The sequence below is a fragment of the Methylomonas sp. HW2-6 genome (assembly GCF_052474525.1).
On record NZ_CP184124.1, the window covers coordinates 2325401 to 2344132 of the forward strand.

The 18732-nt window shown below is 62.2% G+C and carries 7 protein-coding genes; 6 read left to right on the top strand and 1 reads right to left on the bottom strand.

Annotated features, from left to right (window positions below; genetic code table 11):
- The first annotated feature begins 124 nt into the window (after positions 1 to 124).
- Entirely contained in the window at positions 125 to 1159 is a 1035-nt protein-coding gene (locus ACH518_RS11705; protein WP_445370203.1) for an IS110 family transposase, read from the top strand.
- A gap of 566 nt (positions 1160 to 1725) precedes the next feature.
- The gene (locus ACH518_RS11710) at positions 1726 to 2760 is read left to right on the top strand and encodes an IS110 family transposase (protein WP_445372994.1); all 1035 of its coding nucleotides are present in this window, start codon (positions 1726 to 1728) and stop codon (positions 2758 to 2760) included.
- A gap of 716 nt (positions 2761 to 3476) precedes the next feature.
- Here ACH518_RS11710 and ACH518_RS11715 read toward each other — a convergent pair.
- Positions 3477 to 3683 (bottom strand): hypothetical protein, encoded by a 207-nt coding sequence (locus tag ACH518_RS11715; RefSeq protein ID WP_445370204.1) that lies wholly within the window; start codon positions 3681 to 3683, stop codon positions 3477 to 3479.
- A 456-nt stretch (positions 3684 to 4139) separates the two neighbouring features.
- Here ACH518_RS11715 and ACH518_RS11720 point away from each other — a divergent pair, with 456 nt between their 5' ends.
- The 4 genes from ACH518_RS11720 (at position 4140) to ACH518_RS11735 (ending at position 18718) form a co-directional block, all read left to right on the top strand.
- Positions 4140 to 4547 (top strand): DUF2750 domain-containing protein, encoded by a 408-nt coding sequence (locus ACH518_RS11720; RefSeq protein WP_445370205.1) that lies wholly within the window; start codon positions 4140 to 4142, stop codon positions 4545 to 4547.
- A 157-nt stretch (positions 4548 to 4704) separates the two neighbouring features.
- A complete protein-coding gene (locus ACH518_RS11725) occupies positions 4705 to 5514 on the top strand; it encodes a bestrophin-like domain (RefSeq protein ID WP_445370206.1) in 810 nt (269 codons plus the stop codon).
- 4 nt (positions 5515 to 5518) lie between these two features.
- Positions 5519 to 6910, top strand: a complete 1392-nt coding sequence (locus tag ACH518_RS11730; protein ID WP_445370207.1) for an amino acid permease — start codon at positions 5519 to 5521, stop codon at positions 6908 to 6910.
- Between the two features lie 642 nt (positions 6911 to 7552).
- The gene (locus tag ACH518_RS11735; RefSeq protein ID WP_445370208.1) at positions 7553 to 18718 is read left to right on the top strand and encodes an amino acid adenylation domain-containing protein; all 11166 of its coding nucleotides are present in this window, start codon (positions 7553 to 7555) and stop codon (positions 18716 to 18718) included.
- Positions 18719 to 18732 lie beyond the last annotated feature (14 nt).

Genomic DNA, 18732 nt, shown 5'->3' on the forward strand with positions numbered 1-18732 from the left:
GCCAGCCCGCGTAGGTCAGAATGGCAAGGCCGTAAGGCAATGGTATGGACTCCTCCCACCTAGCGGCATCGATGTACCAGAGGGGTAAAATTGAGTTACCCAACAAACGGAGGAGGAGTCCGAGATGAATATTAAACGCATAGGCCTTGATTTAGCAAAACAGGTGTTTCAATTACATGGCGTCGATAGTCACGAACAACCCGCGCTGAAGAAAAAGCTTAAGCGCGAGCAAATGCTGAGCTATTTTCGCGATATTCCGCCCTGTCTAATCGGTATGGAAGCCTGTAGCAGCGCCCACTATTGGGCTCGCGAACTGCAAAAGTTGGGTCACACCGTCAAATTGATTGCGTCGCAATTTGTTAAACCCTATGTCAAAGCCAACAAAAACGACGCCAATGATGCGGAAGCGGTATCGAGGCCGAGTATGCGCTTCGTTCCCATCAAGAGTTTGGCGCAGCAAGACTTACAGGCCACCCATCGGGTACGCAGCCAACTGGTGAGTCAGCGTACCGAAAAGGTCAATCAGATTCGCGGTCTACTGGCTGAATACGGAATGGTCGTCGGTCAACGCATCGAATGCTTGCGAAAAGCGCTGCCAGACTTATTGGAAGATGCCGAAAATCACTTGAGTAGTGACTTTAGAGTCTTGCTAGCAGGTCTTCGTCAAGACTTGCAGACGCTTGATGAACGTGTCAGGGCATTGGACAAACGGATTCAACAACAAGCCGACACCGATCCTGGCGCCAAGCGTTTGCTACAAATCCCCGGCATTGGCCCGATTACCGCCACCGCCTTGGTCAGTGGCGTGGGCGACGCCAAGCAATTCAAGCGAGGTCGTGACATGGCGGCCTGGCTAGGTTTGACGCCCGGACAGCACAGCAGTGGCGGCAAAGAACGGCTCTTGGGGATTAGCAAGCGTGGTGATGCTTATTTGAGAACCTTATTAATTCATGGTGCGCGAGCCGTCCTGAAAGTCGCCAGTCAAAAAGACGACCCACGCAGCCGCTGGCTGCAAAGTCTCAGCGAGCGGCGTAACAAAAACATCGCCACCGTGGCCTTGGCGAATAAAAATGCCCGAATTGCCTGGGCGTTATTAACCAAGAGCCTGGATTACCAGCCCACTGAAAACGGGCTGGCATCTGAATCGGCTTGTGCATGACAGCAAGCTGTCACGCCCAAACCGATTGAGATAAAAGAGCAATCCAACCGATTGCAGAGCTAGACCCTGATGGCAGCCGGTCGAACCGGCGTTTGCAAAACCTGATTATTGCGCTGTGCCCAAGAGCACGATAGGGCGATAAGGAGCAAACGCGCGAACAGCCCATTACGGCCCGAGCCAATTGCGCTCATTTACAGGCCGGATATACGTGTGCAGTCGTACCATCAACCAACAGGGGAAATGCTTGCAAAACGGGAGGAGTCCATATACGCAATAGCCAACGGGCATTGCGCCGCTGTTTTAGCTAATTCCGGTCGGCACCCGCACCACCTGGCTGGAAGCCACCCCGTTCTACATCACCGCCAGCTACGACGCCCTGAACCGGCCGACCGCCCTGCTGGAGAACGGCACCGTCAGGAATGAACGGGGTCAGGTCTAGCAATTAAGCATCCTTGAAAAGTTTTGCTATGTTTCTAGACCTAATGGAATGGTCCGCCCCACTTCACCAACCGGCTCATGTGGGCCAAGATAGTCATTTTAAAATGACAGTTGAATTAGCGCAGATCATGAAAGAAACAAAAAATAAAGAGATCAAGGTATTAGGCATCGACTTGGCCAAGCAAAGCTTCCATGTATACGGTGTAGATGAAGCCGGCCGGAAGGTCATCAGCAAGAAGCTCAATCGCGCGCAACTGACCGCTTTTGTTGCTAACTTGGAGCCTTGTCTAATCGGGCTCGAAGCCTGCGGTGGTGCGCATCATTGGGTAAGAGTATTCACCCAATACGGTCATCAGGTGCGCATGATGGCACCTCAGTTCGTCAAACCGTATGTGAAATCGAACAAAAACGACGCGGTCGATGCGGAAGCCATCTGCGAGGCCGTGCAAAGACCGAACATGCACTTCGTGCCGGTCAAACAGATCGAACAACAAGATATCCAAAGCCTCCATCGGGTTCGCAGCCAATTGGTCGGCAGACGAACCGCGCAAGCCAATCAGATTCGGGGCCTGTTGCTGGAGTATGGTTTGGTGATAGCCAAAGGAATTGGCCAGGTTAGAAAAGCGATACCCGTGATTCTCGAAGATGCCGATCAGACGTTAACGCCGCTGTTTCGGGAGTTGCTCAACGAGCTATACCAAGAGCTAATCCATTTGGATGAAAAAATCGCTTCGATTGAACGCAAACTGGCTGCGATCTGTACACAAAACGAAGATTGTCAGCGGTTATTGAGCATTCCGGGTATAGGCGTGTTAACGGCAACGGCGTTGATTGCCGCCATTGGCGACATCAAGGTATTCAAAAGCGGGCGCGAGTTAGCGGCCTGGTTAGGCCTAGTGCCGAAGCAATATTCCACCGGCGGCAAATCGACCCTGTTAGGCATTAGTAAGCGCGGCGACAGCTATCTACGTACGTTGCTGATTCACGGCGGACGTTCGGTCTCGCGAATAGCACACCGGCATCAGGATACGCGCAACCGTTGGATCTGTAGTATCAAGCAGCGACGCGGCGAGAACATTTCGAACGTGGCAGTCGCCAACAAGAATGCGCGAATTGCTTGGGCATTGTTGACCAACAAAGAAGGCTACCGGGCAGCCGCATGAGGGAACAAGCTATGAATTTATTTGAAGCACTCAAGCGGGGCGCCGCCCCGCGCCGTGCGGCTTACCCCGCCCTCGCCGGGAGGCAGGGTACGAAAGGCTTCGCACCCTGCACCAAGGGTAGAGCCGGTTTCGAGTGGATCAAGGACTACTCGGCGCGAGCGCCTGCGTTCCTCCTTGATCCATTCGAAACCGGCAAGAACAGCAAGTTATCAGTAACGACTATGTAAAGCAGGCAAAATAGGCAACCGTTTCAACGAATTGCGGAGATAAAGTTCAAGTGATGGCATAAAAGGTAACACCTGCATTCCATAGAACCTGACGGGGTCTAGGGCTCTTTAGAAGCCGAAGACCTGATGAGGTCGGAATGCGCGAAGTCCATCAGGGCCCGAGGTCGTTTAATCCTCAATTACAGGCCGGATATATGGGCGCAATATTTTCTTTATGTTACTGGTGAATTTTTTCTTGCAATACGGGGCGGACCATATATGACCCCTTTTTTTGTGTGTGCTACGAATACGACCCTAGCGACAACCCGAGCACTCTCACCATGCCGACGGCCAGCACCGAGCTGACCGTCACAACGTCAACCAGATCAGCAGCGCCAACGGCGTGGCCTGTAGCTACGACGCCAACGGCAAACTCACCGACGACAGCATCCGCACGTACCAATGGGATGCCGGCAACCGGCTGCTGAAAATCTGCTTCAAAGCGAGCGGTCAAGCGACGTGGCAGGACGTGGCACACTGCGGGCAACCGTTAACTTGGCGGAACGATTCGGCGGCTTTTTTGACCGCGCTGGCGCAACTGGCGATAGAGCCCAAGTAGCGAATGCTGTCCTTGGCCGGCAGCACGGTGCAGGCCGCGTTGTGAACCAGATGATCTCCGTTTGCTTGAGCATTGATTTCGACGTAAAACTCAGCCATGGTCTTTACCTCATAAAAGTATGTTGGATTGCAGGTTGGGCCCGAATGTCGTCGACCGGTGCATCCCGCGCCAACGGCCTGGAATGACCTGGCTGGACTCCGCTCCGACACTGTTCGGGTGCGATTGGCTCGGAGCAAGCGCCATGCCACGTCGTGGTCGCGGAGTACGGCGGGACCGGAAACGGCCGGTGCAAAGTTTGCCGACGCCCGTTGGCCGCGGCGTTTCAGGCGGAGCCAGCGAAAGAAAGCCGATTTATTTTTCGCAAAACGCGGTCCGGTCATGCCGGGATCGTCTTGTCGCATTTCCTACAAGAGAGCTGGGTTTTGTCGACCGTCAAGGCCGGCTGGGCTGGTCCAGCCGTTTAGGTCTCACGGTAAAACCCGGTCTGCACGATCTTGCTATCTGGTGTGGTTTTTGCTGGTTTCGGGGTATCTTTCACTGCCTGGAATATTGCGATGCGCTACGAACCTCACTCAGACGAAATTGCTGCCGTTCCCGAGATGTCCGATGACGAATTGCTGGAGTATTTTTTGTACCGCGTGTTCGAGACCGACGAAGTTTGGTGTCTGAAGGACGCCGGGCAACCGGTGCTACGCGACGTGGCCGGCCGGGACACGCTGCCGGTTTGGCCGTATAAAATCTTTGCCGAGGCTGCCGCCAACGGCGACTGGGAAGGGCTGCAGCCGGTGCCGGAATCGGTGGACTATTTTACCTATCAGACCCTGAATCGCGCGGCCGGCCAGGACGTGACGCTGGAAATCCTGCCGCGCGGTCCGGCGCCGGGCTGTTTGATTGCGCCGCAACGCTTGTTCGGTATGCTGGAAAACATGATGGAAGCGCGCGACTACACGGTAGGCGATTGAGCCGGCCGAGAAGGTGGTAGCCGCAGTCGAATCCCGCTGCGGCTAACCTGGCTTGATCGCGGCGGCGGCAGCGGGAAACTCGCTGGCCGACAAAAGCGTGAACGGATAGCGCCGAAGCTGTATAAATAAGGCTTTCGGCCATTTCGGGTTTGGGCTTATGCAAGAAATTATGTACGACGTCAGCAGTCTGCTGATTGCATTGTTGTTGTTATTGTCGATGTTGCTGGCGATAGAGATCGGATATCGTGTGGGTCTGCGCATCATGCCGACGGTGCGCGACGACTTCAAGGCTCATGTCAATGCGACCTCGGCATCGCTGGTCGGCATCCTGGCGCTGTTGTTGGGTTTTACTTTTTCGTTGTCTTTGCAGCGTTACGATAGCCGTAGCGAGGCGGTGGTCGACGAGGCCAACGCAATCGGCACCGCCTATTTGCGCGCGCAATTGCTGGCGGAACCGCACCGCGGGCAGACCTTGGCCTTGCTAGGCGATTACTTGGATTTGCGGGTGCAGACGGGTAACGTCGATCTGACCGAACGGGCTCGGCGCCACGCCTTGATCGCCGAAGCCGGCAGAATGCAGGCCAGACTATGGGAATATGCCAGCCAGGCTAACGCCGTCGCACCGAGCCCGGTGACGACCGGCCTGTTCATTCCGGCGTTGAACGAGATGATCGACAATTTCGGCAAGCGCGACGCCGAGATGAACCGGCACGTACCGGAATTCGTGCTGTTGCTACTGTACGCTACTTTCCTGATGACCGGCGCTATCGTCGGTTACGCCACCGGCCTGTCCGGCCACCGCGCTTCTTTCGTCACCCATATCATGGTCGGCTTGATCGTGGTGTTAGTGTTCATCATTCTCGATTTGGACCGGCCGCACCGCGGTTTGATTCAGGTCAGCCAGGACAGCCTGACCGGTTTGCAGGCCGCGATTCGCGGTCAGGCCGGCGCCAATCCGGCGGAGTAGAGTCATGACGCGGCCCGCCGAGAAAATATCGGAATCGACCGGCATCGCCCCACCGCCGGACCGGCTGAGACCCAGCCTGCACTGGTTCCATCTGCTCGCGCTCGGCGTCGGCGCCATTGTCGGCACCGGAATCCTGACCTTGATCGGCGTCGGTGCCGGCAAGGCCGGTCCGGCCGTGGTGGTGTCTTTCGGGTTTGCCGGCCTGGTCTGCGCTTGCGCGGCGCTGGCTTATGCCGAAATGGCGACTGCGATGCCGCAGGCCGGCGGCGCGTACACCTATGCCCGGCTCGTAATCGGCGAGCGGATAGCCTGGCTGGTGGGCTGGAGCCTGATTCTGGAATATTCGCTGGTGGTCAGCGCCGTCGCGGTCGGTTGGTCGGGGTATGCCGCGCCCTTGTTGCACGACGCGCTGGCGATTCCGTGGCACTGGATGCAAGGCCCCGAGGCCGGCGGCAGCGCCAACCTGCCGGCCGTAACAATCATTGTCGTGGTGGCGGCAGCTTTGATTTACGGCACCCGGGAAAGCGCAACCTTCAACGCGCTGCTGGTGGGCTTGAAACTGGTCGCCTTGCTGCTGTTCGTCGTGTTGGCGGCGCGAGAGTTCGATCCGGCCAATCTGCAGCCCTTCATGCCGTTCGGTTTTGCCAAACAAACCGGCGCCGACGGCGTCGAGCGTGGCGTTATGGTCGCCGCGGCCATCATCTTTTTTGCGTTTTACGGTTTCGATGCGATTGCCACCGCAGCCGAGGAAGCTCACGATCCGGAACGGGATTTGGCGGTCGGTATCGTCGGCTCGATGCTGGTCTGCGTGGCGATTTACGTTGCCGTGGCGCTGGCGGCGTTGGGGGCGCTAAGCTATTCGCGGTTTGCCGCCAGCCCTGAGCCGTTGGCCTTGGTGTTGCGCGAACTGGGCCAACCGTTGGCGGCGCGGTTTCTGGGCTTATCGGCTGTCGTCGCATTGCCGACCGTGATTCTGGCTTTTTTTTACGGCCAGAGCCGGATTTTCTATGCGTTGGCGCGGGACGGGCTGTTACCGGCCGCGTTGGCCAAAATTTCCCGGCGCGGCACGCCGGCCGCAGCCACCGCATTTACCGCGCTGCTGGTCGGTGCGATCGCCGGGATCTTTCCGCTGGCGGAGATCGCGGCATTGGCCAATGCCGGAACCTTGCTGGCGTTTAGCGCGGTCGCCGCCAGCATGCTGATCGCCCGCCGGCAAGGTCCGCCGCCGCCGGGCCGCTTCCGCGCGCCGCTGCCCTGGCTGACCGGCCCGCTCGCCATTCTGGGCTGCGGCTATCTGTTCGTCAGCCTGCCGTGGCAAACGCAAGCCTATTTCCTGATCTGGAATGCCTTGGGCGGCCTGGTTTACTGGATTGCCGGCCAACGCCGCCGCTCTTGAAGCTGCCGTAACCGGCGTCATCTGTTCGGCTTTCATCTCCACCGTTTCCACACTCCCGCTTGCCCGGTAAGGCATAAAGCGGAGGACCGTCGGCACCGGTAACCCTTAGCTTAACGTTCCCCAGCTTCAACGCCGGCTCAGCCCCCGCGAACCCGCAATCGTCCTGCGGCCATGCTACGGCGCCGATTTATTTTCAAGTTTAACTGAGCCGTAACATACCTCCCTTATTCTTTATCGCGTTAATTGCATAAGGTGCTGACAAAATCCAGAAAATACCGGAAACGTGCGGGAAATAGTGACCAATTTTACGGAACGCGGCGTGATGTCGCGGGGCTGGGTTGGCTTTTGTCGCATGATTGCGGCGTCTAGCCAGGCGACGCCGGGCGCAATGCGGAAACCGATGGCGCGTAACGACAACACCGCAGGCCGCGACCGCCAAAAATAGCCGGTGGTGCGGCTGATTCCTGTCCCTGTTTATGCTGCTTTCGGATATGTCTGTGAATAATTTCACGTTATTTGGGATAAGTCCGTTACTGATTCAAAGTTCCAAAAAAAATATCGTAACGCTGCATCGGCTAACGCTGAATTTGCACAGCAAACAACCCCGATTCGAAACGAAGAGAGCCTTAAAGAGTGAAACCCGTGACTAGCGATTCAATTGCATCCGTGCTCGGAGCCGAGCAAAAAAATGCCGATTCCGCCGCAGCGGCGCCGGTTGCCGATTTATTGGGTTTGCTGGAACACCGTGCCGAAACCCAACCCGATTTTCCGATCTATCACTACCTGCGCGACGGCGAAGACCTGGCGGAAACGCTGTCGTTTCGAGACGTGGCCTTGAAGGCGAAAACCGTGGCCGCGGCTTTGCAAGGCATCGCCGCCGAGGGCGAGCGGGTCATGCTGTTGTATTTGCCGGGTATCGAATTCATTACCTCTTATTTCGGTTGCTTGTACGCCAAGCACATCGCGATCCCGTTACCGCCGCCGCGCCAATCGCGCATGCTGCAAACCCTGGAAAAAGTCCTGGAAATCGCCCGTTCGGCGCAACCGGTGGCAGTGTTGACGACGCAGGCGGTCAAGGAAAAAGCCGAAGAACATTTCGGCAGCCTGCCCGAGTTCGCGGCGATGCGCTGGCTGGCGACCGATACCCTGGATGCCGGGCTGGCTGACGGCTGGCGTAAACCGGACGTCGCAGCCGACGATATCGCCTTCCTGCAATACACCTCGGGTTCGACCTCGTTGCCGAAGGGCGTGATCCTGACCCACGCCAACCTGATGTGCAACATGCACTACTTCGACCGCAGTGGGGTCCACAGCGCCAAGTCCCGGTTGTTGACCTGGCTGCCGCCGTTTCACGACCTGGGTCTGATTTACGGCCTGTTGACGCCGGTCTATTGCGGCATGGCCTGTTACATCTTGCCCAACGCCGCCTTCGTGCAACGGCCGGCACGCTGGCTGGAAGCGATCAGCCGCTTCGGCATCACTCACACCATGGGCCCGAACTTCGCCTTCGACCTGTGCCTGCACGGCGTCGGCGACGAGCAATTGGCCGGTCTGGACCTGAGCCGGTGGCAACACGCGCTGAACGGCGCCGAGCCGGTCAGGATGCAGACCATGCGCGCCTTCGCCGAACGCTTCGCCGCGGCGGGTTTCGATTTCCGTGTGTTCAGTCCCAGTTGGGGATTGGCGGAAGCGGCTTGTATCGTTACCGGTCTGCACTACGCCGGTAGCGGCCAGCACCGGCACGAGCGGCCGGCGGCGGAAGAAGTCTGGGTCCGCGCCGCCGAATTGCAACGCAACCGGCTGGTATTCGCCAGCGCCGACGAGCCGTCGGCATTGTCGCTGGCCGGTAGCGGCTATCCGATTGCCGATACCGAATTGCTGATCGTCGACCCCGATACCCTGGCGCCATGCCCGGCCGATCGGGTCGGCGAAGTCTGGGTCCGCAACGGTGCGGTGTCGCCGGGCTATTGGCAAAATCCCGAGCAGACCCGGGCCACCTTTCACGCTTGCGTGGCCGGCGACGATTCCGGCCGGCGCTGGATGCGCACCGGCGACCTGGGCTTCTTATACGCCGATCAACTCTACATCACCGGCCGCTTGAAGGACGTCATCATCGTTCGCGGCCAAAACCATTATCCGCAGGATATCGAATGGACGGTGGACAAGGCCCACCCGTTATTGAAGATGGGCGGCGCCGCGGCCTTCACCGTCAGCGCCGACGGCGAGGAACGCCTGGTGGTGGTCGCCGAAACCTCGCGCCGCTTCAAGCCCGAGCAGCATGCGCAGGAATTGTTCGCAGCCATCCGCAAGGCGGTGGCCGACGGCCACGAGCTGCAAACCGCCGCCATCGCGCTGTTGCGGGAAAGTGCGATCCCGAAAACCACCAGCGGCAAAATCCAGCGCGCGGCAACCAAGCGCGGCTTCCTGCAACGCAGCTTGCAGCCGTTGGCGCAATGGATCAATCGCAATCTGGAACGGCAACTGGCGCCGGCTGAGTCCGCCGCTGCCGTAACCCGGCCCGACGCCGAGGCGGTGCGCGCCTGGCTGCGGCAGCGGGTGGCAGAAGTATCCGGTCTGGAGCCGGCCGAAATCGGTTGCGATGCCGCGTTCGGCGAATTTGGTTTGGATTCCAATTTATCCGTGCGCCTGACCGACGAACTGGAAAAAGCCTTCGGCTATGGCCGCTTGCCGGCCAATCTATTGTTCGACTATCCCAGCATCGACCGGGTCGTTGAGTATTTGTGCCGCGGCGAAGCCGAGACGGTCGCCAGCGAATCCGGCGCCGAAGCGAGTGCCGACATCGCGATCGTTGGCATGGCCTGTCGCTTTCCGGGGGCGGACGACACCGCGGCGTTCTGGGATTTACTGAGCGCCGGCGCCAGCGCGGTGCGGCCGCTGCCCGCCGAGCGCAAGGCTTTGCTGGCCGGCTTGGTGGAAGATGTCGACGCGCTCGGCGCCGCCGGCTGGCTGGACGGCATCGACCTGTTCGATCCGGCGCCGTTCCATATCTCGCCGAAAGAGGCGGAGATACTCGATCCGCAGCAGCGCTTGCTGCTGACCGCGGCCTGGACCGCGCTGGAACAGGCCGGCATTTCCCGCGAGGAATTGGCCGGCTCCGCTACCGGCGTGTTCATCGGCATCAGCGGTTCGGAGTACGGGCAATTGGCCTGGCGCAGCGACAGCAGCCTGGACGGCCACGCCGGCACCGGTACCGCCGCCAGTATCGCCGCCAACCGGCTTTCTTATTTTCTGGACTTGCGTGGCCCCAGCTTAGCAGTAGATACGGCCTGTTCGTCGTCGTTGGTGGCGGTGCACCTGGCCTGCCAAAGCCTGCTGGCCGGCGAATGCGACACCGCTCTGGTCGGCGGCGTCAACTTGATGCTGAATCCGGCCTTGACCCGAGCCCTGGGCAAGGCCGGCATGCTGTCGGCGACCGCCGCCTGCCACAGTTTCGACGCCGCAGCCGACGGTTACGTGCGCGGCGAAGGCGTCGGGCTGGTGGTGTTGCGCCGGGAAACGCTGGTGGCCGCGCGCGGCAATCGGGTGCTGGCTTACATCGCCGGTAGCGCGATCAACCAGGACGGCCACAGCTTCGGCCTGACCGCGCCGAACGGCGTCGCCCAACGCGCCTTGTTACGTCGGGCCTATGCCGCTGCCAAACTGGAGCCGAATACGGTCGATTATCTGGAAGCGCACGGTACCGGCACCGCGTTGGGCGATCCGATCGAAGCCGGCGCCCTGGCCGAGGTGGTCGGCGCCGGCTGCGAGCGACCCTGCCTGATCGGTTCGGTCAAAGCCAACATCGGCCATCTCGAGGCCGCGGCCGGCATTGCCGGCTTGATCAAGGCCGTGTTGTGCCTGCAACACAATGCCGTACCGCCGCTGGCCGGATTCAGTGCGCTGAATCCGCATATCCGCTTCGATGCCAAGGCGCTGGCGGTCAATACCGAGCTGCGCCGTTTCGCGACAGAACAGCCGCTACGCCACATCGGCGTGACGTCGATGGGCTTCGGCGGCAGCAACGCCCACGTCGTGCTGCGCCGGGCGGAACCGGCCGCTGCCGCCGTTAAGCGGCCGCAGCGTTCGCATTACGCCTTGTTGTTGTCGGCAGAGCGGCCGGCCGATTTAGCAGTGTTGGCCGCGGCTTACCTGGATTTTCTGCAAGCCGGCGCCGAGCGCTGGGCCAGCCTGTGTTATCAGGCCAACCGCGGCCGCAGCGGCTTGCCTTACCGAACGGTGGTGCATGCCGCCGATAGCGGCGAATTGCTGGCCGGCCTGGCCCGGCTGGCGCAAAGCGGTCAGGCTGGGCCGGCCGCCGTCGTCGGCACGCCGAAACCGCTGGCCTTCCTGTTCACCGGTCAGGGCAGCCAATATGCCGGCATGGCCCGCGGATTGTACGCGCATGCGCCGGTGTTCCGGGCCACGGTCGACCAATGCGATCTGTTATTGAGCGGCGCCGGAATGGCGCCGGTGGCGCCGTTGTTGTACGGCCCGGATGCGCTGGATAGCGACCATCTGGCCGAAACCGCGACCGCCCAACCGGCGTTGTTCGTGGTCGGCTACGCGCTGGCGCGCTATTTCGAAAGCTGCGGCCTGGCGCCGGCCGTCGCGGTCGGCCACAGTCTGGGCGAATACGTCGCCGCCTGCTTTGCCGGGGCGATGTCGCTGGCCGATGCCTTGCGGCTGGTGGTGTTGCGCGCGCAACTGATGCAGCGTTGTTCCGACCGCGGCGGCATGCTGGCGATGCTGACCGGCAAGGCCGCCGCTCTGGAACTGATCGCCGCCGACCCGGCGTTGGCGTTGGCGGCCGACAACGGCCCGGCCCAGGTCACGGTCTCCGGTCCGCTGCCGGCGCTGGAAGCGCTGACCGAACGCGCCAAGGCTGCGGGTGTCGCCGTGCTGCCGTTGAAGGTCAAGCGCGCTTTTCACAGCGCCGACATGGAACCGATACTCGAAGAATTCCGGGCCGTCGCCAATCAGGTGGCGTGGCAAGCGCCGCGGCTGCCGGTGATCGGCAACCTGCACGCGGCGCCGGTAGCGCGTTTCGACGCCGACTATTGGGTCGAACATCTGCGCCGACCGGTACGCTTTAGAGAATGCATCGCCGCCGCCGAGGCGCTGGGCGCCGGCACCTTTCTGGAGATCGGCGCCCAACCGGCATTGGCCGCGATGCTGCGCCGCTTCGACCCGGCGCCGACCGTCGTCGCCAGCCTGGATGCGCAGCGCCCCGACTGGCTGGCGCTGAATTCGGCCCTGGCCGAGCTGTGGCGCGCCGGTTACCGCGTCGATTTCGGCGCCGCTTGGGCCGGCGAAACCTTCGACCAGCTCGATTTGCCCGGCTATCCGTTTCAACCCAGCCGTTTTTGGCTCCAACCTACCACCAGGACACCCATGACGACCGCGACCGCCACCACCACGACCGGCGAACTTGCCCGTTTACTAGCCCCGTTGCTGAAATGCGCAACCGATGACATCGACCCCAACCGCTCGTTCCTGGAACTGGGCGCCGACTCGCTGGTACTGGTGGAGTTTCTGCGTCAGGTGCAGGGCCGTTTCGGTGTGCAAGTTGCGATTCACAGTTTATTCGAAGACTTGCGCAGCCTGCAGGCGCTGGCCGCCTGGCTGGCGGAGCAGGGCGCTACTTTGCCGGCCGGTGCCGAGACAGCGGACGTCGCTGCCGCTGAGGCGGTCGCTAGCTGGTTGCAACGCCAGCTCGGCCTGTTGCTGAAACGCCCGGCCGACGAATTGGACAGCCGGCGCAGCTTTCTGGAATTGGGTGCCGACTCGCTGGTGTTGACCGAACTGTTGCGCCTGGTCAGCGAACGTTATGCGGTCGATATCGGGATGGCGCACTTGTTTGCCGAGCTGTCCAGCATCGACACGCTGGCGCCGGCGATTGCCGCCGCCAGCCCGAAACTCGACGCCGAGCCGGCCGCCGCAGCGGCATTACCGGCGCCGGCCGAATCGGAACAGGCGCCGTTGCCGTTTGCCGCACCCGGCGCCGCCGCGCCAGGCGACTGGCACGGTTTGCTGGAGCGGCAACTGGATGCATTCAACCGCCTGGTGCAAGATCAACTCGGCTTGTTGCGCGGCGGCGTCTCTTCGCCGTCGCAACCGGCGCCTGCCGTGCCGGCATCCAGCCCCAGTCCGGCGCCGGCAGCTGCTCCGGCTCCGGCTCCGGCTTTGCGGCCGGCAACGCCGTTGCCGGCCGCCGCTAATGCCGCGGCGGCAGGCTTGAACCCGGCGCAACAGCAACATCTGCGAGAACTGGCCGCCGCCTACCAGGCCAAGCACGCCGGCTCGAAACGTTATGCCGAAACCTACCGCGAGGTGTTCGCCGATTACCGCAGTTCGCTTGGTTTCCGCCAAGCGACCAAAGCGATGATTTTCCCGCTGGTAGTCAAAACCGCCGCAGGTTCCCGGATTTACGACCTGGACGGCAACGAATTCGTCGATCTGACCATGGCCTTCGGTTCCAGCCTGCTCGGCTACAACCCGGAGTTGGTCAAGCAAGCCCTGGCCGCCCAGCTGGCGGACGGTATCCAGGTCGGACCGAAAAGTCCGCTGGTCGGCGAGGCGGCGCAGTTGGTGCGCGATCTGACCGGTTGCGAGCGGGTGGCTTTCGCCAATTCCGGCACCGAAGCGGTGATGACCGCGGTGCGGCTGGCCCGCGCCGTCACTGGTCGTACCCGCATCGTCCGCTTTGCCGGCTCCTACCATGGCCATTCCGACACCATGTTGGTCAAGGTCGGCGGCGAGGGTGGCAGCGGTTTGCCGATCGCGCCCGGCGTGCCGCTGTCGGTGGCGCAGGACGCCATCGTGCTGGCCTACGGCGACGAGGCCGCGCTGGCAACGATCCAACGCCATGCCGGCGAACTGGCGGCCATCGTGGTCGAGCCGGTGCAAAGCCGGCGGCCCGGCCTGCAACCGCGCGAGTTTCTGCAGCGCTTGCGGGAAATCGCCAGCGCCGCCGGTTGCGCGTTGATATTCGACGAAATCATCACCGGTTTTCGTTTGGCGCCGGGCGGCGCTCAGGAATATTTCGGCGTCCGCGCCGACTTGGTCACTTACGGCAAGGTGGCCGGCGGCGGCATGCCGATCGGCATCGTCGCCGGCAACGCCCGCTTCATGAACGCGATCGACGGCGGCCCCTGGCAATTCGACGACGACTCTTATCCGGCGGCCACCGCGACTTTCTTTGCCGGCACCTTCAGCGGCCATCCGCTGACCATGGCCGCCGCCGTTGCGGTACTGCGCCAGTTGCGCGATGCCGGCCCGGCCTTGCAAGCCGGCATCACCGCCAAGACTGCGCGGCTGGTGCAGGAATTGAACGACTATTTCGCCGCCGAGGGTTTCGCGATTCGGGTCAACCACGCCGGCTCCTTGTTCCGCTTCGTGTTTTTCGACAATTACAGCGTCGAATTCCAGCCCATCGAAGCCAATCTGTTTTTCTACCACATGACGCTGCGCGGCGTGTATATCTGGGAAGGCCACACCTGCTTCCTCAGCAGCGCCCATAGCGAGGCCGACGTCGACTTTATCGTCCGCGCCGGGCGCGAATCGGCGCAGGCGCTGCGCCAAGGCGGCTTCTTCCCGCCGCCGGCCGGATCGCCATTGCCGGCCAGCCGCGACGCGGCCGGCAGCGAAGCCGGCGCCCAGGCATTGAATGCGCTGGCGACCGCGTTGGCGGCTCAGGCCTTACAAGAATTGCAAGCCTTGCCGGCGCACATCGGCGGCATTTGCCAGGTCGAACGCGCCGCTGGCGCTATCGGCGTGGCACCCAAGCGCCGCCGCCTGTTCGGCCGTCTGTTTGCGATGTTGAACGAAGCCGGCTGGCTGCGCGCCGTCTGCAAAGACTGGGAGTTGCTGCAATCGCTGCCGGTGGCGACCGCGGATCTGGAACGTGAGGCGCGCAGTTCGGCCGACGCCGCCGCAGTCGACTTATTGTTGCAGTGCGCCGCCGCGTTGCCGGCCGTGCTGTGCGGCCGCAGCGATGCGGCGGAAGTGCTGTTCGGCGGCGAAAACTACGCCTTGCTGCAACGGCTTTACCGCCACGCCCCCGGCGCTGCCGCGGCCAATGCGGCTCTGGCGCGGGCGGCGGCGGCCGCCGTCGCCGACGTTTCCGGTAAAGCCGCGGTATTGGAAGTCGGCGCCGGCACCGGTTCGGCCACCGCGCAATTGTTGCCAGGCCTGAGCCGCCGTGATCTGCGCTATCTGTTTACCGACCTGTCCAGCGCCTTTTTACACCGGGCCGAGCGCGAATTCGCCGCCTACCCGCAGGTCGAATACGCCACCCTGGATATCGAACGCGATCCGGCCGAGCAGGGTTTTGTTCGGCAAAGTTTCGATTTGATCGTGGCCTCCAACGTGCTGCATGCGACCGCCGATCTGGGCAAAACCCTGAGCCATCTGCACAGCCTGCTGGCACCGAACGGCCGCTTGTTGTTGTTGGAATGCGTCGGTCGCCAGCCCTGGCTGGACTTGATCTTCGGCCTGACCGACGGCTGGTGGGCGTTTCAGGACAGCACGTTACGCGCCGACTATCCGTTGCTGCCGGCCGCCGCCTGGACCGATTTGCTGCAACGCGCCGGCTTCATCGAAGCCGCCGCCGAAGTCCATGCCGGTTATCAGGCGGTTATCACGGCGCGGCTGCCGCAGGCGCCGGCCGCATTGCCGCTGAATGGCGCGCAGCAGGACATCCTGGTGCATCTGGAATTGAGCGAGGAAGTGCAGGCGGCTTACAACGAAGTGGTGCTGTTCGAGCTGGCCGGAACTCCGGAGCGGGACAAACTGGAGCAGGCCTTTCGCGGCGTGGTGGCCCGGCACGACTCGTTGCGCGCCGCATTGAGCGAAGACCGCAGCCAGGTCGTTATCGGCCAGGAGCCGGATACGACGCTGGTCGAAGCCGATTTTTCCGACTTGCCGGCGGCGCTGGCCGAAGCCAAGGCTCGGGAATGGGTGTTGGCGCGCAGCGCCGAACCTTTCGATCTGACCCGGCCGCCGCTCATTAAAGCCTTTCTGGCCCGGCTGGGCGACGACCGCTATTGGTTGCTGTTTCTGGCCCATCACATGATTATCGACGGCATTTCCTACGGCTTGTTGATCCAGGAAATCGTCGAGTTCTACCGCCACCTGCGCGACGGTAGCGCGCTGGCGCTGCCGCGGCCGGTGACGCTGGCGGAAGCCAATCGCCGAGTTGCCGCGCAACGGCCGCAGGATCGCGAGTTCTGGTTGCAGCAGTTCGGCCAGGGCGTACCGGCCCTGGACTTGCCGACCGATTATCCGCGGCCGCCGGAACAGCGCTTTGTCGCCCAGCGTACCTGCCTGGTGCTGGATGCGGAGGTCGCGGCCCAATTGAAAGCGCTGACCCAACGCTGCAATGCGACGCCGTTCATGGTCATGCTGGCCGTCTACCGCTTGCTGTTGAACCGTCTGAGCGGCCAGCAGCGCTCGGTGATCGGCGTGCCGGTGTCGATGCACGGCGACCGGCCCGGCGAAAGCTTCATCGGCTTTGGGGTCAATGTCCTGCCTATCGTCGGCAACAGCGATAGCCAGGCCACGTTCGCCGACTATCTGCAACAAGCCAAGCACGACTTTCTGCAAGCTTTCGAGCACCGCGGCTTTCCGTTCGCCGAACTGGTGCGCGCCGTCAATCCGGAACGCGATCCGAGCCGGCCGGCGCTGGTGAGCGCGGTGTTCAATTACGAGGCGGTCGGCGCGCTGGCCGGCGGCGGTCTAAGCTTCACGCCGCTGGTGCCGCCCAGCGCCCACACCAAATACGAATTGACCTTGGACGTGGTGGCCGACGCCAGCCAAACCGTGCTGGTGCTGACCTACAACACCGCGCTGTTCGCGGCCGACACCGCGGAACGTTTGCTGGCGCGTTACGCCAAGCTGTTGGCGCAATTGGCGGCGGCGCCGGACACCCGGCTCGGCAGCATCGATTTGCTGCTGGATGCGGAACGCGAGGGCTTGGGCATGAATCCGCCCATCGCCTACGACAACCGTTGCCTGCACCATTTATGCGCGGACCAGGCCAAACGCACGCCGGAGCAGATTGCGCTGCGGTGGCACGACACCGAGCTGAGCTACCGCGAACTGGATGCCCAGGCCAACCGGCTGGCGCATTTGCTGCAACAGCACGGCGTCGGTGTGGAAGACCGGGTGGCAGTATGTCTGGCGCGCGGGCCGCAATTGGTGGTGGCCTTGCTGGCGGTATTGAAGGCCGGCGCCTGTTACGTGCCGGTCGATCCTAATTATCCGGCCGAACGTCGGGCCGTGATCTTGGGTTGCGCCGAAGCCAAACTGTTGATCGCCGATACGGCCGACGCCGCCATCTCGGCCGCTGCCAACGCCGCGCCGCTGCTGAGTCCGGCCGACCCGCGCCTGGCGTCGTGCCCGGACACGGCACCGGCCAGCGCGGTCCGCCCGGAACATCTGGCCTATATCATTTTTACCTCCGGCTCCACCGGTCTGCCCAAAGGCGTGGCGATCGAACACCGCAACGCCGCGTCGATGATCGACTGGGCGGCGCAGGAATTCGCGTTACCTGCCGGCGCCGGCATGCTGGCCTCGACTTCGGTCTGCTTCGACCTGTCGGTTTACGAAATCTTTTACCCGCTGGCGCACGGCGGCAAGGTGGTGATGGTGGATAACATCCTGCACCTGCCGGAACTGGCGCGCCAGGACGATATCGCCGTGATCAACACCGTGCCGTCGGCGATGGAGGAAATTCTGCGGCAGCGGGCAATACCGGCGTCGGTGCACACCATCAATCTGGCCGGAGAAGCCTTGCCCTTGGCTCTGGTGCAGGGCATCCAGCAGCACTATCCCGGCGTGGCGGTCTACAACCTGTACGGCCCTTCGGAAGATACCACTTACAGCACCTTCGTCCGTTTCCCGGAACGGTTCCAGGGGCCGGTGACGATAGGCCGGCCGATCGCCGGCAGCCAGCTTTATCTGCTGGACCCCGATCTGAATCCGGTGCCGGCCGGTGGCAAGGGCGAAATTTATCTGGCCGGCAACGGCTTGTGCCGGGGCTACTTCGGCAACCAGGCCGGCACCGCGGCCGCCTTCCTGCCCGATCCGTTTTCGGCGACGCCGGGAGCGCGCATGTACCGCACCGGCGACCTCGGCCGGCTCAATCCGGACGGCATGGTCGAATACCTGGGCCGCTCCGATTTTCAAGTCAAGATTCGCGGTCACCGCATCGAGCTGGGCGAAATCGAAACCGTGCTGGCGCAAGTGCCGGGCGTGCAGCGGGCGGTAGTCATCGCCGACGGCGAACCCGGCCGCCAGCGCCTGCTGGCTTTCTACAGCGCCGAGACCGAGCTGGGCGACGCGCTGAAACAAACCGCGGCGGCCAAGTTGCCGGCATTCATGGTGCCCGGCGTCTGCACCCGAGTGACGGAATTTCCGTTGAGCCCGAACGGCAAGATCGACCGGCGCCAACTGGCGCAACTGGCCCATGGTCAGGAAGCGGCCGAGGCCGCGCTGGGCGGACAGTTGCCGCGCAACGCGCTGGAAAGCGAAATTGCCGCGATCTGGGCCGAGCACCTGCAATTGGACAGCATCCATATCGGCGATGATTTCTTTGCTCTGGGCGGCCATTCGCTGCTGGCGACGCAAATCCTGTACGAAATCAATCGCCGCCACGGCTGCCGCTTGCGGCTGACCGACATCATGAAACACCCGACCGTGGCCGAACTGGCGGAAGCCGTATTGGAGCACGCATTGCAGGATTCGCCGGATTTGCAGGCGCTGCTGGCGGAACTGGTGCGCGACGGCGCCGAATTGGCCGCGTCCTGAGCCAACGGGTTAAC